The organism is Streptomyces sp. NPDC050534, assembly GCF_044457745.1.
GTDB lineage: Bacteria > Actinomycetota > Actinomycetes > Streptomycetales > Streptomycetaceae > Streptomyces.
The window spans coordinates 76,959-102,366 of record NZ_JBITHF010000006.1; the positions used below are offsets into that span (position 1 = coordinate 76,959).

General features: G+C 70.5%; 23 protein-coding genes, 1 tRNA gene and 1 pseudogene. 10 read left to right on the plus strand and 15 right to left on the minus strand.

Going from position 1 to position 25,408, the window contains the following annotated elements; genetic code table 11:
• The first annotated feature begins 7 nt into the window (after window positions 1-7).
• Together ACIBN2_RS20425 and ACIBN2_RS20430 are read left to right on the plus strand one after the other, a co-directional pair.
• The gene (locus tag ACIBN2_RS20425) at window positions 8-940 is read left to right on the plus strand and encodes an ABC transporter substrate-binding protein (protein ID WP_399135898.1); all 933 of its coding nucleotides are present in this window, start codon (window positions 8-10) and stop codon (window positions 938-940) included.
• Window positions 941-1,057: 117 nt separating this feature from the next.
• Complete coding sequence (locus ACIBN2_RS20430; protein ID WP_399136674.1) at window positions 1,058-1,486, plus strand: hypothetical protein; 429 nt, start codon at window positions 1,058-1,060, stop codon at window positions 1,484-1,486.
• Window positions 1,487-1,819: 333 nt separating this feature from the next.
• Here ACIBN2_RS20430 and ACIBN2_RS20435 read toward each other — a convergent pair whose 3' ends face one another.
• Window positions 1,820-3,205: a cystathionine beta-synthase gene (locus ACIBN2_RS20435; protein ID WP_399135899.1), complete on the minus strand. Its 1,386-nt coding sequence runs from the start codon at window positions 3,203-3,205 to the stop codon at window positions 1,820-1,822.
• Window positions 3,206-3,354: 149 nt separating this feature from the next.
• Here ACIBN2_RS20435 and ACIBN2_RS20440 point away from each other — a divergent pair, with 149 nt between their 5' ends.
• From ACIBN2_RS20440 to ACIBN2_RS20450, 3 genes are all read left to right on the plus strand, one after another.
• Window positions 3,355-4,407, plus strand: a complete 1,053-nt coding sequence (locus ACIBN2_RS20440) for an SGNH/GDSL hydrolase family protein (RefSeq protein WP_399135900.1) — start codon at window positions 3,355-3,357, stop codon at window positions 4,405-4,407.
• Window positions 4,408-4,529: 122 nt separating this feature from the next.
• Window positions 4,530-5,750, plus strand: coding sequence for an acetyl-CoA C-acetyltransferase (locus ACIBN2_RS20445; protein ID WP_399135901.1), 1,221 nt, complete (start codon window positions 4,530-4,532; stop codon window positions 5,748-5,750).
• 272 nt (window positions 5,751-6,022) lie between these two features.
• Window positions 6,023-6,796 (plus strand): hypothetical protein, encoded by a 774-nt coding sequence (locus tag ACIBN2_RS20450; RefSeq protein ID WP_399135902.1) that lies wholly within the window; start codon window positions 6,023-6,025, stop codon window positions 6,794-6,796.
• Between the two features lie 58 nt (window positions 6,797-6,854).
• On the opposite strand, the gene ACIBN2_RS20455 is transcribed toward ACIBN2_RS20450, so the two are convergent.
• Window positions 6,855-7,166 (minus strand): hypothetical protein, encoded by a 312-nt coding sequence (locus ACIBN2_RS20455; RefSeq protein WP_399135903.1) that lies wholly within the window; start codon window positions 7,164-7,166, stop codon window positions 6,855-6,857.
• Between the two features lie 104 nt (window positions 7,167-7,270).
• Here ACIBN2_RS20455 and ACIBN2_RS20460 point away from each other — a divergent pair, with 104 nt between their 5' ends.
• A complete protein-coding gene (locus ACIBN2_RS20460) occupies window positions 7,271-7,501 on the plus strand; it encodes a DUF4287 domain-containing protein (RefSeq protein ID WP_399135904.1) in 231 nt (76 codons plus the stop codon).
• A gap of 85 nt (window positions 7,502-7,586) precedes the next feature.
• Here ACIBN2_RS20460 and ACIBN2_RS20465 read toward each other — a convergent pair whose 3' ends face one another.
• From ACIBN2_RS20465 to ACIBN2_RS20490, 6 genes are all read right to left on the minus strand, one after another.
• Window positions 7,587-8,492 carry a Bax inhibitor-1/YccA family protein gene (locus ACIBN2_RS20465; RefSeq protein ID WP_399135905.1) on the minus strand — a complete coding sequence of 302 codons (906 nt, stop codon included), beginning with the start codon at window positions 8,490-8,492 and terminating at the stop codon, window positions 7,587-7,589.
• 193 nt (window positions 8,493-8,685) lie between these two features.
• On the minus strand, window positions 8,686-9,861 hold the full coding sequence (locus ACIBN2_RS20470) for a 4-hydroxybenzoate 3-monooxygenase (RefSeq protein ID WP_399135906.1): 1,176 nt from the start codon (window positions 9,859-9,861) through the stop codon (window positions 8,686-8,688).
• Window positions 9,862-10,016: 155 nt separating this feature from the next.
• Window positions 10,017-10,694, minus strand: a complete 678-nt coding sequence (locus tag ACIBN2_RS20475) for a hypothetical protein (protein WP_399135907.1) — start codon at window positions 10,692-10,694, stop codon at window positions 10,017-10,019.
• Window positions 10,695-10,998: 304 nt separating this feature from the next.
• The gene (locus ACIBN2_RS20480; RefSeq protein WP_399135909.1) at window positions 10,999-12,909 is read right to left on the minus strand and encodes a hypothetical protein; all 1,911 of its coding nucleotides are present in this window, start codon (window positions 12,907-12,909) and stop codon (window positions 10,999-11,001) included.
• 152 nt (window positions 12,910-13,061) lie between these two features.
• The gene (locus tag ACIBN2_RS20485) at window positions 13,062-13,280 is read right to left on the minus strand and encodes a hypothetical protein (RefSeq protein WP_399135911.1); all 219 of its coding nucleotides are present in this window, start codon (window positions 13,278-13,280) and stop codon (window positions 13,062-13,064) included.
• Window positions 13,281-13,332: 52 nt separating this feature from the next.
• The gene (locus ACIBN2_RS20490) at window positions 13,333-13,548 is read right to left on the minus strand and encodes a hypothetical protein (RefSeq protein ID WP_399135913.1); all 216 of its coding nucleotides are present in this window, start codon (window positions 13,546-13,548) and stop codon (window positions 13,333-13,335) included.
• Between the two features lie 232 nt (window positions 13,549-13,780).
• On the opposite strand from ACIBN2_RS20490, the gene ACIBN2_RS20495 reads away from it, so the two are divergent.
• Window positions 13,781-14,179: a transcriptional regulator gene (locus tag ACIBN2_RS20495; RefSeq protein ID WP_399135915.1), complete on the plus strand. Its 399-nt coding sequence runs from the start codon at window positions 13,781-13,783 to the stop codon at window positions 14,177-14,179.
• A 198-nt stretch (window positions 14,180-14,377) separates the two neighbouring features.
• Window positions 14,378-14,626, plus strand: a complete 249-nt coding sequence (locus ACIBN2_RS20500; RefSeq protein WP_399135917.1) for a hypothetical protein — start codon at window positions 14,378-14,380, stop codon at window positions 14,624-14,626.
• A gap of 36 nt (window positions 14,627-14,662) precedes the next feature.
• On the opposite strand, the gene ACIBN2_RS20505 is transcribed toward ACIBN2_RS20500, so the two are convergent.
• Window positions 14,663-14,749 (minus strand) — tRNA-Leu (locus ACIBN2_RS20505).
• A 377-nt stretch (window positions 14,750-15,126) separates the two neighbouring features.
• On the opposite strand from ACIBN2_RS20505, the gene ACIBN2_RS20510 reads away from it, so the two are divergent.
• Both ACIBN2_RS20510 and ACIBN2_RS20515 read left to right on the plus strand, forming a co-directional pair.
• Window positions 15,127-15,930, plus strand: coding sequence for an ABC transporter ATP-binding protein (locus ACIBN2_RS20510; RefSeq protein WP_399136676.1), 804 nt, complete (start codon window positions 15,127-15,129; stop codon window positions 15,928-15,930).
• Complete coding sequence (locus ACIBN2_RS20515; protein WP_399135919.1) at window positions 15,930-18,458, plus strand: ABC transporter permease; 2,529 nt, start codon at window positions 15,930-15,932, stop codon at window positions 18,456-18,458. The genes ACIBN2_RS20510 and ACIBN2_RS20515 overlap by 1 nt, the downstream gene beginning before the upstream one ends.
• A gap of 57 nt (window positions 18,459-18,515) precedes the next feature.
• Here ACIBN2_RS20515 and ACIBN2_RS20520 read toward each other — a convergent pair whose 3' ends face one another.
• The 6 genes and pseudogenes from ACIBN2_RS20520 to eno form a co-directional block, all read right to left on the minus strand.
• The gene (locus tag ACIBN2_RS20520; protein WP_399135921.1) at window positions 18,516-19,817 is read right to left on the minus strand and encodes a class I SAM-dependent methyltransferase; all 1,302 of its coding nucleotides are present in this window, start codon (window positions 19,815-19,817) and stop codon (window positions 18,516-18,518) included.
• Between the two features lie 209 nt (window positions 19,818-20,026).
• Entirely contained in the window at window positions 20,027-21,409 is a 1,383-nt protein-coding gene (locus tag ACIBN2_RS20525; RefSeq protein WP_399135923.1) for an NAD(P)/FAD-dependent oxidoreductase, read from the minus strand.
• Window positions 21,410-21,852: 443 nt separating this feature from the next.
• Window positions 21,853-22,806: an exopolyphosphatase gene (locus ACIBN2_RS20530; protein ID WP_399136677.1), complete on the minus strand. Its 954-nt coding sequence runs from the start codon at window positions 22,804-22,806 to the stop codon at window positions 21,853-21,855.
• A gap of 207 nt (window positions 22,807-23,013) precedes the next feature.
• Window positions 23,014-23,415, minus strand: a pseudogene (locus tag ACIBN2_RS20535) (DUF501 domain-containing protein); the annotation flags it as partial.
• Between the two features lie 68 nt (window positions 23,416-23,483).
• Window positions 23,484-23,960 (minus strand): septum formation initiator family protein, encoded by a 477-nt coding sequence (locus tag ACIBN2_RS20540; protein WP_399135925.1) that lies wholly within the window; start codon window positions 23,958-23,960, stop codon window positions 23,484-23,486.
• A 116-nt stretch (window positions 23,961-24,076) separates the two neighbouring features.
• Complete coding sequence (gene eno / locus ACIBN2_RS20545) at window positions 24,077-25,363, minus strand: phosphopyruvate hydratase (protein WP_399135927.1); 1,287 nt, start codon at window positions 25,361-25,363, stop codon at window positions 24,077-24,079.
• Window positions 25,364-25,408: the final 45 nt, after the last annotated feature.

Consider the following 25,408-nt stretch of genomic DNA (forward strand, 5'->3'; position numbering starts at 1 on the left):
CAAGACCATGAACCGACGCACTCTCCTCGGCGGCCTGTTCGCGGCCGCCTCCGTCCCCGCCCTCTCCGCCTGCGCGAGCGGCGTCACCTCCCTGAACGGCCAGGGCTCCGCCTCCGGTGGCGGCGGCTCCAGCAAGGGCGGAGTCACCATCGGCACCGCCAACTTCACCGAGAACCAGGTGCTTGGCTACCTCTACGCGGCCGTGCTGAAGCAGGCCGGCGTGAAGGTCACCGTCCGCCCCAACCTCGGCACCCGCGAGATCGTGATCCCCGCCCTGAAGAGCGGTGACATCGACCTCCTGCCGGAGTACCAGGGCGCCCTGCTCAACTACCTCGACCCGAAGGCCACCGCCTCTGAGGAGGGCGCGATGCAGAACGCCCTCACCCTGGCGCTGCCGGCGGGCCTGCAGATCCTGCCGTACGGCACGGCCGAGGACTCAGACGCCTTCGTGGTCACCCGCGAGACGGCGAAGAAGTACGGCCTGACCTCGCTGGCCGACCTCAGGAAGCAGAACGGCAGGCTGGTCGTCGGCGCCGCCCCCGAGGTGAAGAAGCGCCGGGTGGGCGCGGTCGGCCTGAAGGACGTCTACGGCGTCGAGTTCAAGGAGTTCAAGTCGCTCGACTCCGACGGCCCGCTGGTCAAGGGCGCCCTGAAGAAGGGCGACGTGGACGTGGCGAACCTCTTCACCACCGACACCGACATCGAGGCCAACGGCTGGGTGGTGCTGACCGACCCCGAGAACCTGATCCCCAGCCAGCACATCGTCCCGCTGATCGCCGACCGCAAGGCCGACGACACCGTCCGCAAGGCGCTCGCCCGCCTCGGCAACGTCCTGACCACGGCCCAGCTCACCGAGCTCAACCGTCTGGTCGACAAGGACAAGAAGGACCCCGAAGAGGTGGCCGACGCGTACGCCAGGCAGCACGGCCTGTCGAAGTGACGGGCGAGGGGTGTCCCGGAGGGCGGGACACCCCGCCCCGAACAGGGGGGCTAACCCCAGTGCGAGCCTCCTCCCGGCTCTTTACCGTGGTGTTCCATGACGGGAATGGAGACCGCTATGGACGCGCGGGACGCCGAGCTCAAGAAGGAACTGAACGCCACCCTGCAGGCGCGCAGGGAACTCGGCGAGGAGTACGAGTCTGCACTGGTCGACTCGTTCCTGGAGAAGGTCGACCAGCGCATCGACGGCGCGGTCGAGCGCCGCGTGCGCAGGCAGCTGGCCGAGCAGCAGATGGTGGTGGCCCGGGGCTCCCGGGCGCCCAGGCCGACCGACACCTGGGGTGAGCGCTTCGGCTTCGGCCTGGTCTCGCTGGTGCTCGCGGTCCCGCTCTCCGCGATCGGCGGCTCGCTCGGCCATCTGCCCGGCCTGTTCGCCTCCTGGGCGGGCATCGTCGGCGTCAACTTCGTCCAGGCCGCCCGCAGCAACCCCGAGCTCTTCGGCCGCCGCCACGGGCGGAACAAGGACGGGGACCGCTGGGAGGAATGAGGAAGATGTGCGCGGGGACCGCCGCACCCCCGCGAACGGGGGGCGGGACGACGGCGGTCCCCGCGAAGGACGCTGACCGGTCAGGCCGGTGCCGCGTCCGGGCGTCCATGGAGGTCCGGGAGCCGCTCCGGAGGTCCTTGGACGTTCGGCGCCGGCCCGGGCGGGGAGCCGCTCCCGCCCCTGCCGACACCCCTAATGTGCCGGACCCGTGTTAAGCGTGTGCTGCGTGGACGTGACGCCCTCGTACCACTTCCGAGAAGTCCGCGGACGTCGCCGGCAGCCACAACTTCTCCGCCGACACCGGCGGTTCACCCGGGGTTCGCCGGTTCGCCGCTACTTCCCCTTGGCCAGGAAGGCCAGCAGGTCCTGCCGGCCGATCACGCCGGTCGGCTTGCCCTCGACGAGGACGATCGCCGCGTCCGCGCGGCCCAGCACGGACATCAGGTCCGCGACCGGCTCGCCGGAGCCGACCTGCGGCAGCGGGGCGGACATGTGCTTCTCCAGCGGGTCCTCCAGGGAGGCCCGCTTGGTGAACAGGGCGTCCAGCAGCTCCCGTTCCACCACCGAGCCCACGACCTCGGCGGCCATGACGTCCGGGTGGCCGGCGCCCGGCTTCACGATCGGCATCTGCGAGACGCCGTACTCGCGCAGCACCTCGATGGCCTCCCCGACGGTCTCGTCCGGGTGCATGTGGACGAGGGACGGGATGGCGCCGTGTTCCTTGTCGTTCAGGACGTCGCCGACGCGGGCGCTGGGGCCCGTGTCCTCGAGGAAGCCGTAGTCGGCCATCCACTCGTCGTTGAAGATCTTGCTGAGGTACCCGCGGCCGCTGTCGGGCAGCAGCACCACCACGACGTCGTCCTCGCCGAGCCGCGCGGCGACCTCCAGCGCCGCGACGACCGCCATCCCGCAGGAGCCGCCGACCAGCAGCCCCTCCTCCTTGGCCAGCCGGCGGGTCATCTGGAAGGAGTCCTTGTCGGACACCGCGACGATCTCGTCGGCCACGGTCCGGTCGTAGGCGGTCGGCCAGAAGTCCTCACCGACGCCCTCGACCAGGTACGGCCGCCCGGAGCCGCCGGAGTAGACGGACCCCTCGGGGTCGGCGCCGATGACCTGGACCCTGCCGTCACTGACGTCCTTGAGGTAGCGGCCGGTACCGGAGATGGTCCCGCCGGTGCCCACGCCCGCCACGAAGTGGGTGATCTTCCCCTCCGTCTGCTCCCACAGCTCGGGGCCCGTGGAGTGGTAGTGGGAGAGCGGGTTGTTGGGGTTGGAGTACTGGTCCGGCTTCCAGGCGCCGGGCGTCTCGCGCACCAGCCGGTCGGAGACGTTGTAGTACGAGTCCGGGTGCTCGGGGTCCACGGCGGTCGGGCAGACGACCACCTCGGCGCCGTACGCCCGCAGCACGTTGATCTTGTCGGTGCTCACCTTGTCGGGGCACACGAAGATGCACTTGTACCCCTTCTGCTGCGCCACGATGGCGAGCCCGACCCCGGTGTTGCCGCTGGTCGGCTCGACGATGGTGCCGCCCGGCTCGAGCTCCCCGCTCTTCTCGGCCGCCTCGATCATGCGCAGGGCGATGCGGTCCTTCACCGAGCCGCCGGGGTTGAAGTACTCGACCTTGGCCAGGACGGTCGCCCGAATGCCCTTGGTCACGCTGTTGAGCCTCACCAGCGGGGTGTTGCCGACGAGGCTGATCATCGAGTCGTGGAATTGCACCGTTGTCTCCGGATGCTTGCAAAAGATGTGGCAGTGATTGTTCCGCCAGCCTACGGCTCACTGGAGCCGTTCACGCGCCGTTGAGATTGGCGAACGGCCGGTACGGGGCAAGGAGTGGATGTACGGCTACGAGGAGGTGGCGGCGACGTATGACGAGCATGTCGAGGGCGAGGGTGGCCCGGCGGATCGCGGCCGGTGCTGCGTTCGGCGGTGGCGGGATCGGGCTGGCCGGCGCGGCCACCGTGGGTCTGCTGCTGGCGGAGGTCCACATGGCCAGGCGGCACGTGGGCAACGGCACCAGCGGACGCGTCCCGGTGGCGGACGGCCTGTACGGCACGACCTACACCGTCCCGGACGAACCGCCCCTGCGCCTGACGATGCTCGGTGACTCCACGGCCGCGGGGCAGGGCGTCCACCGCGCGGGCCAGACCCCGGGGGCCCTGCTCGCCTCGGGCCTCGCGGCGGTGGCCGAGCGCCCGGTGGAACTGCACAACGTGGCCCTTCCCGGGGCCACGTCCGACGACCTGGACCGCCAGGTGGCCCTGGTCCTGGCGAACCCCGCCCGCACCCCCGACGTCTGCGTGATCATGATCGGCGCCAACGACGTCACCCACCGCATGCCGCCGACCCGTTCCGTCCGCCACCTCTCGGCGGCGGTGCGCCGGCTGCGCACGGCCGGCGCGGAGGTGGTGGTCGGCACCTGTCCCGACCTCGGCACCATCGAACCGGTCCAGCAGCCGCTGCGCTGGCTGGCCCGCCGGTCCTCCCGCCAGCTCGCCGCGGCCCAGACGATCGGCACCGTCGAACAGGGCGGCCGCACGGTGTCGCTGGGCGACCTGCTCGGCCCGGAGTTCGAGGCCAATCCCCGCGAGCTCTTCGGCCCCGACAACTACCACCCCTCGGCGGAGGGCTACGCGACGGCCGCCATGGCCGTGCTCCCGACGGTCTGCGCGACCCTCGGCCTCTGGCCGGCCGACGAGGAGCGCCCCGACATCTCGCGGCGCGAGGGCTTCCTCCCGGTCGCCCGGGCAGCGGCGGAGGCCGCCTCCGAGGCGGGCACCGAGGTCACCGCGGCGATGCCGACGGGGCCGCGGGGCCCATGGGCGCTGCTCAAGCGCAGGCGCAGGCGCCGGGTGCAGGAGCCGGAGACGGCGCCGTCACGCACCAGGTTGTCCGGGGGCACCGCCCCCGGAGGGGTCTGAGCAAAGCAAGCGCTTAGAAAACTGCGGTCAGGGTCACACCACGCTACCCGTGACCCTGACCATACGTACGGGTAACTTCCCAAGCAGCCCTGCCCATCCCCCGTATCGCCAATGGAGCCGTGATGCCCGAAGCCGTGATCGTCTCGACCGCCCGCTCCCCCATCGGCCGCGCCTTCAAGGGCTCTCTCAAGGATCTGCGCCCGGACGACCTCACCGCCACGATCATCCAGGCCGCCCTCGCCAAGGTCCCCGAGCTGGACCCGAAGGACATCGAGGACCTGATGCTCGGCTGCGGCCTGCCCGGCGGCGAGCAGGGAAACAACCTCGGCCGCATCGTGGCCGTGCAGATGGGAATGGACCACCTTCCTGGCTGCACCGTCACCCGGTACTGCTCCTCCTCCCTGCAGACCTCCCGCATGGCCCTGCACGCCATCAAGGCCGGCGAGGGCGACGTCTTCATCTCGGCCGGCGTCGAGACGGTGTCCCGGTTCGTGAAGGGGAACTCCGACAGCCTCCCCGACACGCACAACCCCCTCTTCGCCGAGGCCGAGGCCCGCACCGCCGAGGTCGCCGCGCAGGAGGGCACCACCTGGCACGACCCGCGCGAGGACGGCCTGGTCCCCGACCCCTACATCGCGATGGGGCAGACCGCCGAGAACCTGGCCCGCCTCAAGGGCGTCACCCGCCAGGACATGGACGAGTTCGGCGTCCGCTCGCAGAACCTCGCGGAGGAGGCCATCAAGAACGGCTTCTGGGAGCGCGAGATCACCCCGGTGACCCTCCCCGACGGCACGGTCGTCGCCAAGGACGACGGCCCGCGCGCCGGCGTCACCATGGAAGGCGTCGCGGGCCTCAAGCCGGTCTTCCGCCCCGACGGCCTGGTCACCGCCGGCAACTGCTGCCCGCTGAACGACGGCGCGGCGGCCGTGGTCATCATGAGCGACACCAAGGCCCGCGAGCTCGGCCTCACCCCGCTCGCCCGCATCGTGTCCACCGGCGTCTCCGGGCTGTCCCCCGAGATCATGGGCCTCGGCCCGGTCGAGGCGAGCAACCAGGCACTGAAGCGGGCCGGCCTCACCGTCGGCGACATCGACCTGGTCGAGATCAACGAGGCGTTCGCCGCCCAGGTGATCCCCTCCTACCGCGACCTCGGCATCCCGCTGGAGAAGCTGAACGTGAACGGCGGCGCCATCGCCGTCGGCCACCCCTTCGGCATGACCGGCGCCCGCATCACCGGCACGCTCATCAACTCCCTCCAGTTCCACGACAAGCAGTTCGGTCTGGAGACGATGTGCGTCGGCGGTGGCCAGGGCATGGCGATGGTCATCGAGCGTCTCAGCTGAACCTCTCGGTAACCGCCGTAGCACACACCGTGAGTTGACGGCCCGGAGTCCGGGAATCCCCCGGCCTCCGGGCCGTTTTGTGATCCAATCTCCCCCAGGATGTGACCTATCTCCCTGGCGGAGGGGATCTATGCAGGTCAGCGCAGTTACGCCAGCAAACGCCGGGCCCAAAGTCCTGCCCGTTTCGTGACGTTACGCACTGACAGCTGGTTAGTCCGCCCTTCAAGCTGATGTAGGAAGTCGGGGGTCGACTTTGAACCGGGAGTACGTCAGTGAGCGCCATGCCGATCGCCCTGCTGGTCATCACGGCCGCCACCGGCGCCGTGGGTGTCGCCGTCCTGCGCACGCTCATGGTGCTGCGTCGTGAGGTCGCGGTACTGCACACCCAGCTCGCCGAGAACAACTCCGCGCGCGGTCTCGTACCGGCCGCCCGCTCCGCCGAGGCGGATGAGATACGCGCCGCGGTCGCCGCGGCGCTCGCCGAGGAGCGTGAGCGCGAGCTCGCCGAGGCGCGTGCCTTCTGGGCCGCGCAGGAGGCCCGTGACGCCTCCGACGCGCCGTCACTGCTGGGCCTGCCCGACAGCGAGCTGTTCCTGCCCCGTCAGGCCGATTTCGTGGGCCTGGAGCCGGTGAGCGAGCCGACCGCGGACGCCGACGACTTCGCGGGGGAATCCCCCGAACTGGCCGCCGCCCGCCGCCGCCACCCCTCCCACCCGGACTTCGTCCCGGTCCAGTCACCGGTCGTGAACGACCATGAGCGCACGGTGGCCACCCTGGAGGAACTGGCCTCGTCCCGCGTCGAACTGGCCGACGTCCGCCCGGGCCCGCTGGGCACCCTCGACGTCTACGTCTTCGCCGACGGCACCACGCTGTGCATGACCCCGGGCCACCGTGAGACGGCCGAGCGCCTCGCGGCCGCCCTCCGCGCCGGCGAGAGCCCGGTCCTCCTGGGCGGCTCGGGCATCTCGGGCGCGTACACGCTGACGTTCGAGTGCGGCGAGGAGAACGTCTACATCCTGGCCGACCGGGTCATCGCGTCGCTGTAGAGCACAGAGCCCTGCACCCCACCAGGGGCGCGGGGCCGTGTTCGGTCGCCCGCGAGCCTCAGACGCCCGCCCGGGCCTGCGCCTCCTCCACCAACCGCACAGCCTCGTCGACCTGGCCCTCGTCGCTCAGCACGACGGCCAAGTCATGAACGGCGACCGTAATTTGATCAGCCGCGGCGAACATCCCCGCATCGGGCATCTCCCGGGGCTCCACCCCGGGCTCCTCCAGAACCTGCGCCCGCCGGCTCAACTCCCTTGCCAGCGCCAGCGCTTCCGCGGCAGCACACCGCTGCAGGCGGCTCTGCGGCGCCGCCCTGAGACGGTCGGCGAAATGATCCACGGCACGAGTCAAGGGCGTCGTATCAACCACGAGAACCGAGCGTACGCGCCGCCGCACTGTTGCCAACAGGCGAACGCTCAGGCACGGTGACCTGAAGGACCGGCTTACAACCCCTTTTTCGTCCGGAGGCGCCGATGTCCCAAGTCTTCTCCGAGGAGACCCATCGCAACCTGCTAGCCCGCATCCCCCACTGCACCGGTCGTGAAGTCACCGACTGGCTTCGCGCCGTCGAAGATGGCCCGGCTCTCTTCAACTTCGAGGAGAAGGTCAGCTGGCTACGCCACGAGCACGATCTCGCGTACGGCCACGCCAAGGCGATTATTCATGAGTACGACCTGAGGAGGGCCGCGCGCAAACTGCTCTAGGCGCGCAACCAGACGACGAAGGGCCCCGGGAGGAACCCGGGGCCCTTTGCTGCACGCGCAGCGGTCGCCGTACGAACGCCGGCCGCTAGTCGTTGCTGTTGAGGATCGCGATGATCCGCAGGAACTCCATGTAGATCCACACCAGCGTCAGCGTCAGTCCGAAGGCCGCCAGCCACGCCTCGTCCTTCGGCGCGCCGTAGGCGATGCCGTCCTCGACCTGCTTGAAGTCCAGGGCGAGGAAGCACGCGCCGAGCAGGATGCCGACGACGCCGAAGAAGACGCCGAGCGGGCCGCTGCGGAAGCCGAGGCCGTCACCGCCGCCGAAGACGGCGAACAGCAGGTTCACCGCCATCAGCAGCACGAAGCCGAGCGCGGCCGCCATCACGAAGCCGTAGAAGCGGCGGTTGACGCGGATCCAGCCCGCCCTGTACGCGATCAGCACACCGGCGAACACCGCCATCGTGCCGATCACGGCCTGCATGGCCGCGCCGCTCGCGATGCGCTGGTCGACGATGCTGGAGACCACGCCGAGGAAGACACCCTCGAACGCGGCGTACGTCAGGATCAGCGCGGGCGAGGCCTTGCGCTTGAAGGACTGGACGAACGCCAGGACCATGCCGACCAGCGCGGCACCGATGCCGATGCCGTAGGACCGGCTGATGTGGGCGTCGTCGACCGGCAGCAGCGCCCAGGCGAGCGCGGCCGTCACGATCAGGGTGCCGAGCGTCGTCGCCGTGCGCAGCACGACGTCGTCCATCGTCATCCGGCCGGTGGTGGCCGGGGCCTGGGGCGGGGCGCCCTGCAGGCCCTGCTGGGCGTACGGGTTCTGCGCGTACGGGTTCTGGGCGTAGGGGTTGCCGGCCGGCTGGGCGTACGGGTTGCCCTGCGTGCCGACAGCCTGTCCCCCGGCCTGCGGCGCGGCGTTGAAGCCCGCGTAGCCGTTGTCGCGGCTGAACCCCCGTCGCGAGAAGACCGGGTTTCTGCTCCTCATTGCACTCCTCCATGGCCGCACCACGCGGCCTTGGCATCAGGGTAATAGGTAGGCAAAGGATTGACCCTAGTGCTTGGGGAGGATCTTTCCCTCGTCGTGCTGCGCAACACGCTAGCCGGATCCGTGATTCCCCTCACCGCAGGGGGCCACTCATGACCAATCTGCGACATGGCCGGAACCTGTCGGAGATCACTCAGCCGAGCGGGAAGCCCGTGTAGCCCTCGGCGAGGTCGGTCTCGGCGGCCCGCGAGGAGGCGATGCGCTCCAGCCGGGCGAGCTGCAGCCGCTCCTCGAAGGGCGTGGCATCGGGGGCGCGGTGCAGCATGGACGTCATGTCGTACGAGAACCGCTCGGCCTGCCAGACGCGGCGCAGGCAGGTCCGCGAGTAGGCGTCCAGGAGTTCCGCGGAGCCGGTCTCCGTCCGATGGGCCAGTGCCCGCGCGAAGGTGACGACGTCCCCGACGGCGAGGTTCAGGCCCTTGGCGCCGGTGGGCGGCACGATGTGCGCGGCGTCACCCGCGAGGAAGAGCCGTCCGTGCCGCATGGGCTCGTGGACGTAGGAGCGCATGGGCGTCACCGACTTCTGGGTGATCGGGCCGCGCTCCAGCCGCCAGCCGTCCTCGGTCTCGAAGCGGCGCTCCAGCTCCTGCCAGATCTCCTCGTCGCTCCACGCCTGAGCGTCGGTGCCCTCGGGCACCTGGAGGTAGAGGCGGGAGACGGACGGGGAGCGCATGGACAGCAGGGCGAAGCCGCGGTCGTGGCGGGCGTAGACGAGCTCGTCGTGCGAGGGCGGCACGTCGGCGAGGATGCCGAGCCAGGAGAAGGGGTACGTCCGCTCGAAGACCCGGGTCAGCTCCTCGGGGACCGCCCTGCGGGCGACGCCCCAGAAGCCGTCGCACCCGACGACGTAGTCGCACTCCAGGACGTCCTCGGCGCCGTCGTGCCGGAAGCGCACGCGCGGGCTGTCGCCCTCCACGCCCTCGACCGCGAGCGCCTCCGCCTCGAACAGCAGCGGGCCGCCCTCCTTCAGCTGGAGCGCGATCAGGTCCTTGCACACCTCCGTCTGGGCGTACACCATCACCGACCGGCCGCCGGTGAGGGCGGGGAAGTCGACGCGCCGGCGCCGCTTCGCGTACCGCAGCTCGATGCCGTCGTGCCGCAGGCCCTCCCGGTCCATGCGCTCCCCGGCCCCGGCCGCGCGCAGCACGTCCACCGTGCCCTGCTCCAGGATTCCGGCCCGCTGGCGCTGCTCGACGTAGGCCCGGTCGCGGCTCTCCAGCACGACCGAGTCGATGCCGGCGCGGTGCAGCAGCCGGGCGAGCAGAAGTCCGGCCGGACCGGCTCCGATGATGCCGACGGTGGTACGCATCGGTCGTTCCCTTCGGGTGGGCGCCATTGCCACGCTGTTCGTCTGGTGAACTTTCCTTCACTTGAATCGGCCGTGAGTCTGCACTCGCGGGCACTCGATGTCAATGGGCGACCGCCGCGCCTCCGGGGTCGGCGCGGCGGTCGGCGTCCTGCGGGTCAGGCGGCCGGCGGCCAGCCGTCCAGGTGCCGGTGAAGGGTGACGTCGGGCTGCCCGTCGCCCTTCGGGGCGCCGGCCACGGCGTCCTTCAGGACCGCGTTGACCTCGGCGGCCAAACCGTCGGCCTGCTTCTTCAGGTCGGCCGCGGACAGGGAGGACCTGGTCAGCGCGTCCAGCCGGGTGTGGATGTCGGCCAGCTTGCGCTGGGCCTCGGCGTCCAGGGTGAGGGGCCGGGGCGTGGAGACCACGAACTGGTAGGCGCCGGCCAGCGTCTGGCAGCCGGTGCACTCCTTGTTGGCGGCGTCGCTGAGGTTCACGGCCCGCAGGTGCGTGTGCTCGCCGGCGACGGTGACGATCTGGAAGGACAGCGCCACCGAGCGGCAGGCGTCGTCGGCCGAGCAGCCGGCCGAGACGGCGTTGGCCTGGTTGCGGACGCCGGCGGCGTTCACCGTGCCGAACTGGCGGACCGTGAACGAGTCGCGGGCTTGCGTGTGGTGCGCCCGGTCGACGTGGCTGAAGACGTGGTCCGAGACGACGGCGGCATGGGTCACCCCGCTCGCGGCCTGCGCCGGCACGGCGGTCGCGGCGCCGGCCACGCCGGCGGCGAACAGGCCTATGCCGAGGGCCCGGCGGGTCAACGGGTTGCTGGCTGGTCGTGCTTTTCGATGGCTGCTCAAGGGATCTGATCTCCTCGCTGGATGGATCGGGTACGGACTGTGTGAGACGGAGGCGGTGCCGGTGAGCGAGCCCCGAGGGGCCGCGCCGACCGGCTCCGGGAACCGCGGCGGGAGGGGTGCGGGGCCTGTGCCGTGAAGCCGGTGCGGCGGCCCGTCCCCAAGCCGCCGCACCGAGCCGGCGTACGGACCCCGGGCCCAGCCGCCCGACGCCCCGCGCGCCCCCGCCCGGAGCCCGCCGTGCCGTCGGTTTCGCCGCCGTGGCCGTGCGGGGACGTCCACCCCGCGCGGGCCACGGAGGCGACCCTCAGGTCGCCGCCGGCGAGGCGCTGGCCGGTGGCGACGAGGGGGCCTCGGTGGGTGAGGACGGCACGCTCTCCGAGGGGGTCGGCGAGGACGGCGGGCCGGACGGGCCGCCGCCGGGGGTGGACGCGGTCGGGCTCGGACCGGTCACCGGACCGTCCGTCCTGGACGACGACGAGCTCCCGCCCGGCCTGGCCGGCTTCGAGGCCGAGGGCGACGTCGAGGCCGCGGCGGACGCGCTGCCCGACGCTCCCGGCGAAGGACTGCCGTGCAGTCCGGACGCGCCGGGCAACGCCGACGGCGACAGTGAGGCGCCGATGCCGGAGGAGTCGTGCGAGCCGCGCCCGCCCGGCGTCGAGGCGTCCTGGGGGCCCGGAGGCTCCGTGGACACGCCCGGCTGCAGGATCGGGGCGATCGGCGGCTGCTTCGGCAGCGGCTTCGGAGTCATCCCGGACACCCACGCGTAGCTGAGCCCGGTCAGGCCTGCCAGCGCGAGCGCGCACACCACGATCCGCAGGCGGGGCCGGCCGGCCGTGGAGCGCTTCGCGGCGCGGAAGAGACGGCCGCCCAGCTTCACGGACAGATAGACGACACCCGCCATGGGGCACAGCAGCATCACGCAGCCGATCACCCCGACGAACCCCTCGGCGATCCGCCCGTCCCCGAACGCGGCCCCCGTACCGGCGATCTGCTCGGTCAGCGACCGCGTCATCGTGGCCAGGATGCGCGGCAGGTTCCACAGCGCGTAGCCCAGCTCGCCGACGATCAGCGGCACCATCGTCAGCACCCATGCGGCGACGATGCGCCGGGCCGACTTCTTCAGCCCCGCGACCTCCCGGCGTGCCGACGTCCACTTGGCGCCCGGCAGCAGGCTCAGCAGGATTGGCTTGATCTTGCCGTAGAGGTCGGGTACCCCGGCGAGGTCGCCCAGGATGTAGTAGCCGTCCAGCCGGACGGCCGGCATGAGCTGCTCGAGGATCTCGAAGTGCCCGAGGTACACCGCGGCCAGGAAGAACTGCATCCCGGTCGCGAAGTACGCCCCGGCCATGGCCAGCATGAAGACGACGTTGAAGTACACCCCGCCCAGGTCGGTGCGGATGCGGCCGCCCCGCCCGATCCGGTAGACGTCCGTCACGTCGGTGTACATCGACGGCCAGATGAGGAACAGCCCGCAGCCGATGCACCCCGGCCGGGCCCCGCCGTACTTGCAGGCGGAGGCGTGGCCGAACTCGTGGAAGACGAGCGAGGCCACCGTCAGCACGAAGACGAGGAGGATCAGCACCGGCTGGTCGAGGACCTGCAGGACCGGCTCGATCGCCCCGAAGAAGCCGAACAGCCACACGTCCATGGCCACGGCCGACAGCAGGACGGCCACGACGACGGCCGGCCGGTGCAGCCAGGCGAAGGCGGCGGCGATCCGCGCCGTCCGCTTCTCGTTGAAGATGACCCGGTGGCCCTTGAGGGCGAGCAGCAGGTCGGAGCGCGGGGCGTCGACCTCGTCGTCCTCCTGGCCGGCGGGCACCGTCACGCCGAGCGGCTGGAGCTTGTTCTCCACCAGGTAGCGAATGTTGTCGCCGCTGACCTCGCGGCCGAACCGCGCGCTGACCCGGTGGGCGATCGTCTCGGCGTCGCGGACGCCGTCGATGCTCGACGCCACCAGGTACAGCAGCCGGGAGAGCTGCACGACCTGCCCGTCCCCCCGACGGGCGATGTACCGGGGCTCGGTGAATCCCGATCCCTGGTACTCGCCGTGCAGTTGCAGCCCGGCGCTGAGCCGCGGGGCCGGTTCCGGCGGCTGTTCGACGACGGGCAGCTTGCCCGTCGCGACCTGCTCGTAGGTCACCGGCCAGCCGCCGGGTCCGGGCACCGGCCCGGTGTCGTACAGCGCCGTCGGGCCATTGCCGAGCACTGTCATGCGTGGTCTCCCCCCAGAGTCCTCGGCGCCTCCCCCGGCCCCGCCGCTCCCCCCGGAAGCACGGCGGGTTCCCCCCGGATGGCGCCGTGGGGGCGGACCGGCCCGTCAGGTACACCCGGTCCGCCCCCTGCCCGCCTCGGTGGCGGGTGCCGCTACTGCTGGACGGTGATGTTCTGCACGGCCTGCGACTGGGCGTCCGACCACGAGGAGTGGTCGTTGAGGGCCGCGGACTCGTTGTGCGCCGAGATGTGGGCGACGTGCTTGGTCACGTTGACCGTCTTGCCGAAGCTGAACTTCAGCCGACCCAGGGCCTCACGGCCCGGCAGCAGCTCCGCGCTCTCGGTGTCCAGCTCGCGCATGTCCATGCTCATGACGGATGTCCTTTCGGTGTTACTGGGTTGGTGGGGAGATGGAGCGCGAGCGTTACTGCTGGACGATGATGTTCTGGGCGGCGCCGGAGTCGGCCACGGACCACGAGGAGTGGTTGTTGAGGGCCGCGGACTCGTTGTGCGCCGAGATGTGGGCGACGTGCTTGGTCACGTTGACCGTCTTGCCGAAGCTGAACTTCAGCCGGCCCAGGGCCTCACGGCCCGGCAGCAGCTCCGCGGACTCGGCCTCAAGCTCGTTGGCGTCCATCATTTCAATTCCCCCTCAGGGATGGGCGTTTCCGATCAGACAGCGTCAGGTTCCCCCCGGACTCTGTCCAATCTGGTCGGACGGCTTGTCCAACGAGATTGGACACTAGAGCCTCGCGGGGAGGCTGCGCAACCCGTTCGGGGAATCACCCTTCCGGCACCCCCGGGCCCCGACCGTAGAATCGGCTCCGACATGGACGGTCTTACCGACACAGCCAGCAGGAAGTGACCCACCCGTGGCCAACGCACTGCAGCAGTTGATCCATGACCGCCTCGAGCGCAAGGGCTGGTCCTACGGCAATGTCGCTCGCCGCGGCGGCGTCCCGCGCTCCACCGTCCACCACCTCGCCACCGCCGAACGCGTCGTCCGCATGCCCCAGTCCGCCACCCTGGAGGGACTGTCCAAGGGACTGGAACTCCCGTTGGACACGGTGCGCCGCGCCGCGGCAGAGGCATGCGGCATCCACGTCTACGGCAGCCCGGACACCGCCGGCGCGGACACCGGCGCCGCCGACCCCGAGGTCGACCTGCTCATCGCCAGCGTCCAGAGACTCTCGGCCGACGACCGCCGGCACGTGGCCGCCCTGGTGGAGTCCCTGCTGGACCGCCCGGCCCCGCACAGCCCGAAGAAGTGACGGCCACGAGCCGACATGCACCGGCCGGCGAGCTCCGACGGGCACCGAACGGCCCCCGGACCATCGACTTCCGTCAATTCGGAAAAAGATTTCAACTCGCCCGAAAGCACAGAGATCCCCAGCTAGTCTCTCGTCCTGCCCGAGAAGCGTGAGCCGCCCCACGACCACGCCGGGCCCCTGGGGGGAAGTGTGTTGTTCGTGCATGGCGGACCGGCCACGGCCGTGGTCCGCGGACCGGCCGGCCAATCGGTCGTCCTGCTCTCGGGCGAACTGCCCGAGGTCCTCACCGACCGGGCGGTGGCCGAACTCGTGGATCTGGCCGCCGCGATCCTGGACGCCGAGGAACTGGAGCTGTTCCACAGCTGTCTGGAGAAACTGCGCGGGGGGCTGCGCCCCGGCCGCCGGATAGAAGTCGACGGCGCCGTCCTCACCGTGTACGAAGGGTGACGGCCCGCCACGGAACGCTTCGTCCCGTGGGTGTGGTGGTGCCCGGAGCCGGACTTGAACCGGCACGCCCGCGAAGGGGCAGCGAGGTTTAAGCTCGCCGTGTCTGCATTCCACCATCCGGGCAGGCCATGGGCTCCGTTCCGAGCGCTCCGAGCCTATCGGGATACATCCCCCGAACAGCCGATCGGCGGACCGATGTTGTCTTATTTTATTGACGTCTGAGGGTGCATCAGCCCGCGGTACGAGCCATCAGCACTTGCCAATAGCCTTGCGTGCGACGGTTCGTGGCGCATGCGGAATGACGGAATTTCACCGCCCGAACGAGGGTGCTCCACCGGTTCTCGACGCGCACCCGCCCGGGCGGCGGAGTCAGGGGTCCCCGTCATCCCCAGGTATGACTACGCGGCGGCGGGTCCGACCCGAGTCGCCCCCAGGAACCGGAACAGCGGCTGACTACACGGGCCTGCACGGCGGCCACCATGGAACACGTCCCCTTCATGATGTCGTCCCGCGAGGAGTTCTTGCCCGTGACCACCACACCCGTCGCCGCCGGCCGGGCCACCGCCACCGTGGCCGCACGCGCCACGGACCTGTCGAAGATCTACGGTCAGGGCGAGACCCAGGTGGTCGCCCTCGACCGGGTCTCCGTCGACTTCCACCAGGCCGAGTTCACCGCGATCATGGGCCCCTCGGGGTCGGGCAAGTCCACGCTGATGCACTGCGTGGCCGGCCTCGACACCTTCTCCTCCGGCTCCGTCCGCATCGGCGACACCGAGCTCGGCTCCCTCAAGGACAAGCAGCTCACCAAGTTGCGCCGGGACAAGATCGGCTTCATCTTCCAGGCGTTCAACCTGCTGCCGACGCTGACCGCCCTGGAGAACATCACCCTCCCGATGGACATCGCGGGCCGCAAACCCGACAAGCAGTGGCTGGAGACGGTGATCCGGATGATCGGGCTCAAGGACCGCCTCGGTCACCGCCCCGCCCAGCTCTCCGGCGGCCAGCAGCAGCGCGTGGCCGTGGCCCGCGCGCTCGCCTCCAGGCCCGACATCATCTTCGGCGACGAGCCGACCGGAAACCTCGACTCCCGGGCCGGCGCCGAGGTCCTCGGCTTCCTGCGCAACTCCGTACGGGAGTTGGGGCAGACGGTGGTCATGGTGACCCACGACCCGGTGGCGGCGGCGTACGCGGACCGGGTGGTGTTCCTCGCGGACGGCCGGATCCTCGACGAGATGTACCAGCCGACCGCCGAGACCGTCCTGGACTTCATGAAGCAGTTCGACGCGAAGGGCCGTACGAGCTGATGTTCCGCACCGCCCTGCGCAACGTCCTTGCGCACAAGGCCCGGCTCCTGATGACCGTGCTCGCCGTGATGCTCGGCGTGGCGTTCGTGTCCGGGACGCTGGTCTTCACCAACACCATCTCCGACGCCTTCCAGAACAGTTCGGCCAAGGGCTTCGACCAGGTCGACGTCGCCGTCCGGGCCAAGTCCCAGGAGGACAAGGGCAACACGATCAGCGAGACGCCCGAGCTGACCCAGGCCATGCTCGACAGGAGCGCGAAGGTGCCGGGCGCGGCGAACACCGTCGGCGTCGTCAGCGGCTTCACCGCCATCGCCGGCAAGGACGGCAAGCTCATCGGCCGCGGCTTCCAGTCGCAGGGCGGCAACTACTGGGGCGGCAAGGACGCCCGGTACCCGCTGAAGTCCGGCAGCGCGCCGCACGGCGCGAACCAGGTCGCCATCGACGCGAAGACGGCCGAGCGCGCCGGGTACGAGGTCGGCGACAAGGTCCGCCTCTCCGTCGACGGCCCGGTCCTCACCCCGACGATCAGCGGCATCTTCACCACCGACGACGGCAACGTCGCCGCGGGCGGAAGCCTCGCCCTGTACGACACGGCCACCGCCCAGAAGTTGTTCGGCAAGCCCGGCACGTACGACGAGATCGACGTGAAGGCCGCCGCCGGCACCTCCCAGACCGCGCTGAAGGCCGGGCTGGACAAGGCACTCGGCACGAAGCTGGTGGAGACCACCACCGGCCAGAAGCTCGCCGCCGACCAGGCCGAGCAGATCTCCTCGTCGATGAGCGGGCTGAAGCAGGGCCTGCTGGTCTTCGCGGGCATCGCCCTCTTCGTCGGCACGTTCATCATCGCCAACACCTTCACCATGCTGGTCGCCCAGCGCACCAAGGAGCTCGCGCTGCTGCGCGCCGTCGGCGCCTCGCGCCGCCAGGTGACCCGGTCGGTGCTGATCGAGGCGTTCGTGGTGGGTGTGGTCGCCGGCGTCACCGGACTGGTCGCGGGCATCGGCATCGGCGCCGGCCTGCGCTCCCTGATGGGCACGCTGGGCGGCAGCGTGCCCGACGGCCCGCTCATCATCACGCCGGGCACGGTCGCGGCGGCCCTCGCGGTCGGCGTCGTCATCACCATGCTCGCGGCATGGCTGCCCGGCCGCCGCGCCGCGAAGATCCCGCCGGTCGCGGCGATGAGCAGCGTCCACGCGAAGGCGACGACCAAGTCGCTGGTGCTGCGCAACACGCTGGGCGCGCTGTTCAGCGCCGCGGGCATCGCGGTGGTCCTCGCGGCCACCACCATGGACGGCTCGGACGGCCAGGCCCCCATGGGGCTCGGCGCGGTCCTGCTCATCATCGGCGTCTTCATCCTCACGCCGCTGCTGTCCCGCCCGCTGATCGCGGCCGCGGCGCCGGTCCTCAGGGTCTTCGGCATCTCGGGCAAGCTGGCCCGGCAGAACTCGGTGCGCAACCCGCGCCGCACGGCGGCCACCGCCTCCGCGCTCATGATCGGGCTCACCCTCATCACCGGTATGACGGTGATGGCGGGCAGCCTGCAGAAGTCCATCGACAAGATGGCGTCGTCCGCCATCAGGGCCGACTACGTGGTCTCCATGGCGAACGGCAACGAGCTCTCGCCGGACGTCGACAAGAAGCTGAACGCCACCGGCGAGGTGACCGCCACCAGCCCCCTGCGCAACGTCTACTCACGCGTCGACGGCACGGGCGAGTCCCTGACCGGCGTGAACGGCGCGGCGATCGCGAAGCTCACCGACCTGAAGGTGGACAACGGCGCCTTCAAGGTGGGCGGCAGTCAGGTCGTCGTGGACGAGGACACGGCCAAGTCCCATGGCTGGAAGGAGGGTTCGAGCTTCACCGCGCACTACGAGGACGGGAAGTCGACTCCCCTGACGGTCTCCGGGGTGTACGAGGGCAACGAGCTCATCCGGGGCATCCTGGTCGACAGCGCCACCGTCACCCCGCACATGACCGACCCGGGCGACATGCAGGTCCTGGTGAAGACGGCGGACGGCGCGTCCGGCGCGACCAAGGACAAGCTGGAGAAGGCCCTCGGCACCAATCCGGCCATCAAGGTCCAGAGCAAGCAGGACCTCTCCGACGACATCGCGAAGATGTTCACGCTGATGCTGAACATGCTCTACGGCCTGCTCGCCATGGCGGTGATCGTCGCGGTCCTCGGTGTCATCAACACCCTGGCCATGTCGGTCTTCGAACGCTCGCAGGAGATCGGCATGCTCCGCGCGATCGGCCTGGACCGCAAGGGCATCAAGCGCATGGTCCGCCTGGAGTCCCTGGTGATCTCCCTGTTCGGCGGCGTGCTCGGCATCGGCCTGGGCGTCTTCTTCGGCTGGGCGGCCGGCGAGCTGCTGGGCACGAAGATGGCGACGTACGAACTGGTCCTGCCCTGGACGAGGATGGGGGTCTTCCTCCTCCTGGCCGCGGCGGTCGGCGTCCTCGCGGCCCTGTGGCCGGCCCGCCGGGCGGCCCGCCTGAACATGCTGGCTGCCATCAAGTCGGAGTAGCCCTAAGGCAGTCGGGGCCCCGTCCGGTCACCGGACGGGGCCCCTTCGTACGTGCTCCTACGCCTCCTGCGCACCCCACGTACGGGCCCGCAGCGGCATCCCCGACGCGCCGCCCTCCGGCGTCCTCACGGCCAGCACCTGGTTGATGCCGATGCGGTTGCGCTCGAAGGCGAGCGCGCACGCGGCCATGTACAGCCGCCAGACGCGGGCGCGCCCCGGGCTGGTCAGCCGCATCGCACGCGCCCACTCCACCTCCAGGTTGGCGACCCAGCGGCGCAGGGTGAGGGCGTAGTGCTCACGGAGCGACTCGACGTCGCGCACCTCGAACCCGGCGCGTTCGAGCTGGGTGACGGTGGTGCCGATCGGGGCGAGCTCACCGTCCGGGAAGACGTACGCGTCGATGAACTCGTCGACGTCGTACGCCGATTCGTCGCGCTGCGGCCTGCGGGCGATCTGGTGGTTGAGCAGCCGCCCGCCGGGGCGCAGCAGGCTGTGCAGGTCCTGGGCGTACTCCAAGTACCGCTCCGCGCCGACGTGTTCGGCCATTCCGATGGAGGAGATGGCGTCGTACGGCCCGTCGGCGACGTCCCGGTAGTCCTGCACCCGGATCTCCACCCGGTCGGTCAGCCCCTCGTCGGCGACGCGCTTGCGGGCGTAGGCGGCCTGCTCGTGGGAGAGCGTCACGGCGACGACGCTCACGCCGTGCTCACGTGCCGCGTGGATGGCCATGGAACCCCAGCCGCAGCCGACGTCGAGCAGCCGCTTACCGGGCGTCAGGTCGAGCTTGCGGCAGACGAGTTCCAGCTTGTCGCGCTGGGCCTCCTCCAGGGTGCCGCCCTCCCGCCAGTAGGCGCACGAGTACACCATGGAGGGTCCGAGCACGATCTCGTAGAAGTCGTTGCCGACGTCGTAGTGGTGGCTGATGGCCCGTCTGTCGCTGCGCTTGGTGTGCAGATGCCTGCGGGCCCGGCGGACCTCCTCGCGCGGCGGGGCGGGCGGCAGCGGCAGCCCGGCCACCTTCACCAGGCCGCGCGCGGCGGCGCGCACCTGCGGGTCCCTGAGCGCCTGGAGCAGGGTCCTGGAGTCCTCGCCGCGCTCCCACACCAGCGATGACATCAGGTCGAGGGTGGTGTAGAGATCCCCCTCGAAGTCCAGGTCGCCGGCCACCCAGGCCCGGGCCAGGCCCAGTTCGCCCGGCTTCCACAGCAGCCGGCGCACGGCCCGGCGGTTCCGCACGACCAGCGCGGGTGCACCCGGCGGCCCCGCCTGCGAACCGTCCCAGGCGCGGATGCGCACCGGCAACGGCACCCCCAGCAACTGTTCGACGAGGCTCTTCAGCCGCAGCGCGGCGTCAGCCATGGCGCACACCTCCGTGACAGCGATCCCGGAATGTCCCAACACCACGTAAACACCTGACGGGGCCTTGCGCAGTCCCCCATGCGCGTTACGAGTGAGCAAAATGCATGCAGTACCCATCTATTTGGTCGGCGCGACGCCCGGAAACGCCGAAGGACCTCCCGCACCACGGATGGCGGGAGGTCCTTCGGTTCGTTCGGCGACCGATGCGGTCAGGAAGCCTTGGCCTCGGTCCTGGCCTTCTCCGGCTGAGCCGCCGGCACCGGCTTGGCGGCCTCGTAGAACTCCTCGCGCGGGTGCTCCATCGCGCCGAGGGAGACGACCTCGCGCTTGAGGAACATGCCGAGGGTCCAGTCGGCGAAGACGCGGACCTTGCGGTTCCAGGTCGGCATCGCCATGCCGTGGTAGCCGCGGTGCATGTACCAGGCCAGCCGGCCCTTGAGCTTGATCTTCATCTTGCCCATGACGATCATCGCGACGCCCTTGTGGAGGCCGAGTCCGGCCACCGCGCCCTTGTTGGCGTGCGAGTAGTCCTTCTGCGGGAAGCCCCGCATACCGGAGATCACGTTGTCGCCGAGGACCTTGGCCTGGCGCAGCGCGTGCTGGGCGTTCGGCGGGCACCAGGCGTTCTCGTTGCCCGCCTTGCGGCCGGCGAGGTCCGGGACCTGGGCGTTGTCGCCGGCGGCCCAGATGTAGTCGGTGCCCTTGACCTGGAGGGTCGGGGCGCAGTCGACGTGACCGCGGGGGCCGAGCGGCAGGCCGTAGCGGGACAGGACCGGGTTCGGCTTGACGCCGGCCGTCCAGACGATGGTGCTGGAGTCGACCTCGAGGCCGTTCTTCAGCACGACGTGGCCGTCGACGCAGGAGTCCATCGAGGTGGAGAGGTAGATCTCCACACCGCGGCTCTCCAGGTGCTCCTTGCCGTAGGAGCCCAGCTTCGGGCCGACCTCGGGCAGGATCTTGTCGGCGGCGTCGACGAGGATGAAGCGCATGTCCTCGCGGGACACGTTCTTGTAGTACTTGGCCGCGTCGCGGGCCAGGTCCTCGACCTCACCGATGGTCTCCGCACCGGCGAAGCCGCCGCCGATGAAGACGAAGGTGAGGGCCTTGCGGCGGATCTCCTCGTCATCGGTGGAGTCGGCCTTGTCCAGCTGCTCGAGGACGTGGTTGCGCAGGCCGATGGCCTCCTCGATGCCCTTCATGCCGATGCCCTGCTCGGCGAGGCCGGGGATCGGGAAGGTGCGGGAGACCGCGCCGAGCGCGATCACCAGGTAGTCGAAGGGCAGCTCGTACGCCTCGCCGACCAGCGGGGCGATCGTGGCGACCTTGCGGTCCTGGTCGATGGTGGTGACCCGGCCGGTGAGAACCTCCGCCTTCGGCAGCACGCGTCGCAGCGGGACGACGACGTGGCGCGGGGAGATGTTGCCGGCGGCGGTTTCGGGAAGGAAGGGCTGGTAGGTCATGTACGACCGGGGGTCGACGACCGTGACGGTCGCCTCGCCGTAGCGCATCTTCTTCTGGATGCGCCGAGCTGCGTACAGGCCTACGTACCCACCGCCTACTACGAGGATCCTGGGACGCTCCGTGGTGCTCATGCCATCGAGTATCCACCTGCCTCAGGGGGTGGGCTCGTGCGCCCCTTCACAAGCATCGACAGGGGCTGTGTTATCCTCCGCGACCCGCCTTGCATCCGGCATTCCGCGGCGAGGTGCGCCGGGGCGGTACGTCCCGTTGTCAATGCCGCGTGAGCTGGCTCTCCGTCCCTGAGCGACCGCCGTGAGCCCTCCGAAACACACCTCCGGAAGACCCTCTCACGACGCCCTCATCTGCCCCGATTGAACACGTTCAAGGGCCTGTTGACCCCCGAAAAGCTCAAGCGGGGCGCTTTTCGTGCTTCCACGAGGCGGAATTCCTTGTGAAGAACTTCACGAACTTCGTCGGCGGCGCGTCGCCGAGAGGCCCCGAAAGGCCCCTCGGACTCGCTCATACGCTATCCGACCTGCTCGTCCGAGAGCTACTGATCAGTAACGAAGGAGACCTACGCCACCGACCACGCGATGCCGTCGAGGATGTCGTGCTCGCTCACCACGACCTCCTCCGCATCGGTCCGCTCCATGATCGAGAGCAGCACCAGGGCGCCAGCCGCGATGACGTCGACGCGCCCGGGGTGCATGGAGGGGACGGCCGCGCGCTCGGCGTGGGTGGAGTGCAGCAGCCACTCGGTGATCTCGCGGACCTTCTCGCGCGGGACCCGGGAGTGGTGGATGCGCTCCGAGTCGTACTCGGGCAGCTCCTGCGCGATCGCCGACACGGTGGTGACCGACCCCGCGAGCCCGACCAGCGTGCGCGCCTCGCGCAACGGGACGGTCTCCTCGGCGAGGTCGAGGGCCCGCTCGATGTCGGCCCGCATGGCCGCGATCTGCTCCTCGGTGGGCGGGTCGGTGACGACGCCGTCCCGGACGAGGTGCCGCTCGGTCATCCGGACGCAGCCGACGTCGACCGAGCGCGCCCCGCGCACATGCTCGTCGCCCACGACGAACTCGGTGGACCCGCCGCCGATGTCCACGACGAGATAGGGCCTGGCCGGCCCGTCGTCGCCGGTCAGCTCCTTGGTCGCGCCGGTGAAGGAGTACTCCGCCTCCTGCTCGCCGGAGACGACCTCGGGCTCGACGCCGAGGATGTCCACGACGCCGCGGACGAAGTCGTCGCGGTTCGAGGCGTCCCGGGAGGCCGAGGTGGCCACGAACCGGACCTTGGCGGCGCCGAGTTCACGGATCACCTCCGCGTACTGGCGGCACGCGGCGAAGGTCCGCTCCAGCGCCTCCGGGGCCAGCCGGCCGGTGCGGTCCACGTCCTGGCCGAGCCGCACGATCGTCATGCGCCGGTCCAGCTCCAGCAGTTCACCGCCGGCCGGGTTCACGTCCGCGACGAGCAGCCGGATGGAGTTCGTACCGCAGTCGATGGCGGCGACCCGGGTGAACCCCGCGGGCACCAGCGGGGCGTGGGCGAAGAAGCCGCTGCGGATCGCGGTGGGGTCCGCCACCTCGCCCTCCTCGCCGGGGTGTTCGTCCGCCGGGTCGGGTGCGGAGAGCGGCTGCACGCACGGGCCCTTGCGCCACCACTCCGGCAGCATCGCGATGGCCTCGTCGCCGAGCGGGTTGACGCCCGGGCCGGCGGCCAGGGAGTGGCCGACCAGTACGTGCAGGCACTTCACCCGGTCCGGCATGCCGCCCGCGCTCGGGAAGCCCTCCAGGACCTCGATGGCGTCGCGGCGCGCGAGGTAGTCCTCGTGCGCGGCGCGGTAGGCGGCGGCCAGTTCCGGGTCGGTCTGCAGCCGTTCGGTCATCTCCTTCATGACGCCGTTGGCCTCCAGCGTGCCGATCGCGGAGGCGGCGCGCGGGCAGGTCAGGTAGTACGTCGTCGGGAAGGGCGTGCCGTCGGGCAGCCGCGGCGCGGTCTCGACGACGTCCGGCTGCCCGCAGGGGCAGCGGTGCGCGATCGCCCGCAGCCCGCGCGGCGGCCGCCCGAGCTGCTGCTTGAAGGCTTCGACGTCCGCGGCGGTGGGCTCGGTGCGCGGGGTGGGCGGCGGGGGCGTTTCCATGCCTGTCTTTCTACTTGTTCAGCGGTTCACCGGCAGGGGGCACCGGTGCACCGGTCGGAGGCGTCGGTTCACCGGCCGGCGGCGTCCGACTTGTCGACGTCGTCCCAGACGTTGGTGTACCAGGGGCGGTCGGCCGCACCCAGCTCGGACCGCGACTGCTTGGCCGCGTTCGGGTCGATGACGACGTAGCCCGTCTCGCCCGGCATCACATAGTGCAGCCGCTGCCGGATCTGCTGCTCGGCGTAGGAGTCGTCCTGCCAGCGCGCCTTGAGGTCGCGCAGCTGCTCGACCCGCTCCCGGGCCTGCTCCTTCTGCCGCTGGAGATCGGAGATCTGGGAGCGCTGGGAGACGTACTGCCTTATGGGATACGCGAGGGCGACGACCAGGGAGCACACGACCAGGGCGAGCAGGGCCGCGCGGCCGGTCAGACGCGAGCGGCGGGCCTGCCGCTTGGTCTGGGAACGGTAGACACGGGCCGCCGTCTGCTCGCCGAGCAGCTTGATCCTGGTCGCGGTCGAGAACCGGTCCCGGTCCTTCACGGCCATGTCCGCGCCTCCCGGTCACACGTGCGTACGTCCCCGCACACGGTACGGGACCGGTACGGGGACGTACGTACGACTGGCTAGGGCTTGACCCCGGAAGGGTCAGACCTTGGGGGTGCTCAGCCCTTGAAGCGGGGGAACGCGCTGCGGCCGGCGTACACCGCGGCGTCGTCGAGGATCTCCTCGATGCGCAGCAGCTGGTTGTACTTGGCGACGCGCTCGGAGCGGGCCGGGGCGCCGGTCTTGATCTGGCCGCAGTTGGTGGCGACGGCGAGGTCGGCGATGGTGACGTCCTCGGTCTCGCCGGAGCGGTGGGACATCATGCACTTGAAGCCGTTGCGCTGGGCCAGCTCCACGGCGTCCAGGGTCTCGGTCAGCGAGCCGATCTGGTTGACCTTGACGAGCAGCGCGTTGGCGGCGCCGTCCTCGATACCGCGGGCCAGGCGCTCCGGGTTGGTGACGAACAGGTCGTCGCCGACGATCTGGACCTTGTCACCGAGCTTGTCGGTGAGGACCTTCCAGCCGGCCCAGTCGTCCTCGAACAGCGGGTCCTCGACGGAGACGAGCGGGTAGGCCGCGACGAGCTCCTCGTAGTACTCCGTCATCTCGGCGGCGGAGCGCTCCTTGCCCTCGAAGAGGTACTTGCCGTCCTTGTAGAACTCGGAGGCGGCGACGTCGAGCGCGAGGGCGATCTGCTCGCCGGGGGCGTAACCGGCTTCCTTGATGGCCTCGAGGATGAGGTCGAGGGCCTCGCGGTTGGAGCCGAGGTTCGGGGCGAAGCCGCCCTCGTCGCCGAGGCCGGTGGCCAGGCCCTTGCTCTTCAGCACCTTCTTGAGGGTGTGGTAGACCTCGGTGCCCCAGCGCAGCGCCTCGGAGAAGGACTCCGCGCCGATCGGGGCGATCATGAACTCCTGGATGTCCACGTTGGAGTCGGCGTGCGAGCCGCCGTTCAGGATGTTCATCATCGGCACCGGCAGCAGGTGCGCGTTCGGGCCGCCGAGGTAGCGGAAGAGCGGCAGGTCGCTGGCCTCGGAGGCGGCGTGGGCGACGGCGAGGGAGACGCCGAGGATGGCGTTGGCGCCGAGCGAGCCCTTGTTGTCGGTGGCGTCCAGGTCGAACATCGCCTGGTCGATCAGGCGCTGCTCGGTGGCGTCGTAGCCGACCAGCTCCGGGCCGATCTGCTCGATCACGGCGAGGACGGCCTTCTCGACGCCCTTGCCCTGGTAGCGGTTGGGGTCGCCGTCGCGGAGCTCGATGGCCTCGAAGGCACCCGTGGAGGCGCCGGACGGGACGGCGGCACGACCCGTGCTGCCGTCGTCGAGGCCGACCTCGACCTCGACGGTGGGGTTCCCTCGCGAGTCGAGGATTTCCCGGGCTACGACGACGTCGATGGACGGCACGAGCATCTCCTTCTTGGATGTGACGCGGCTACTGCAGTAGCGCGGTGGCTC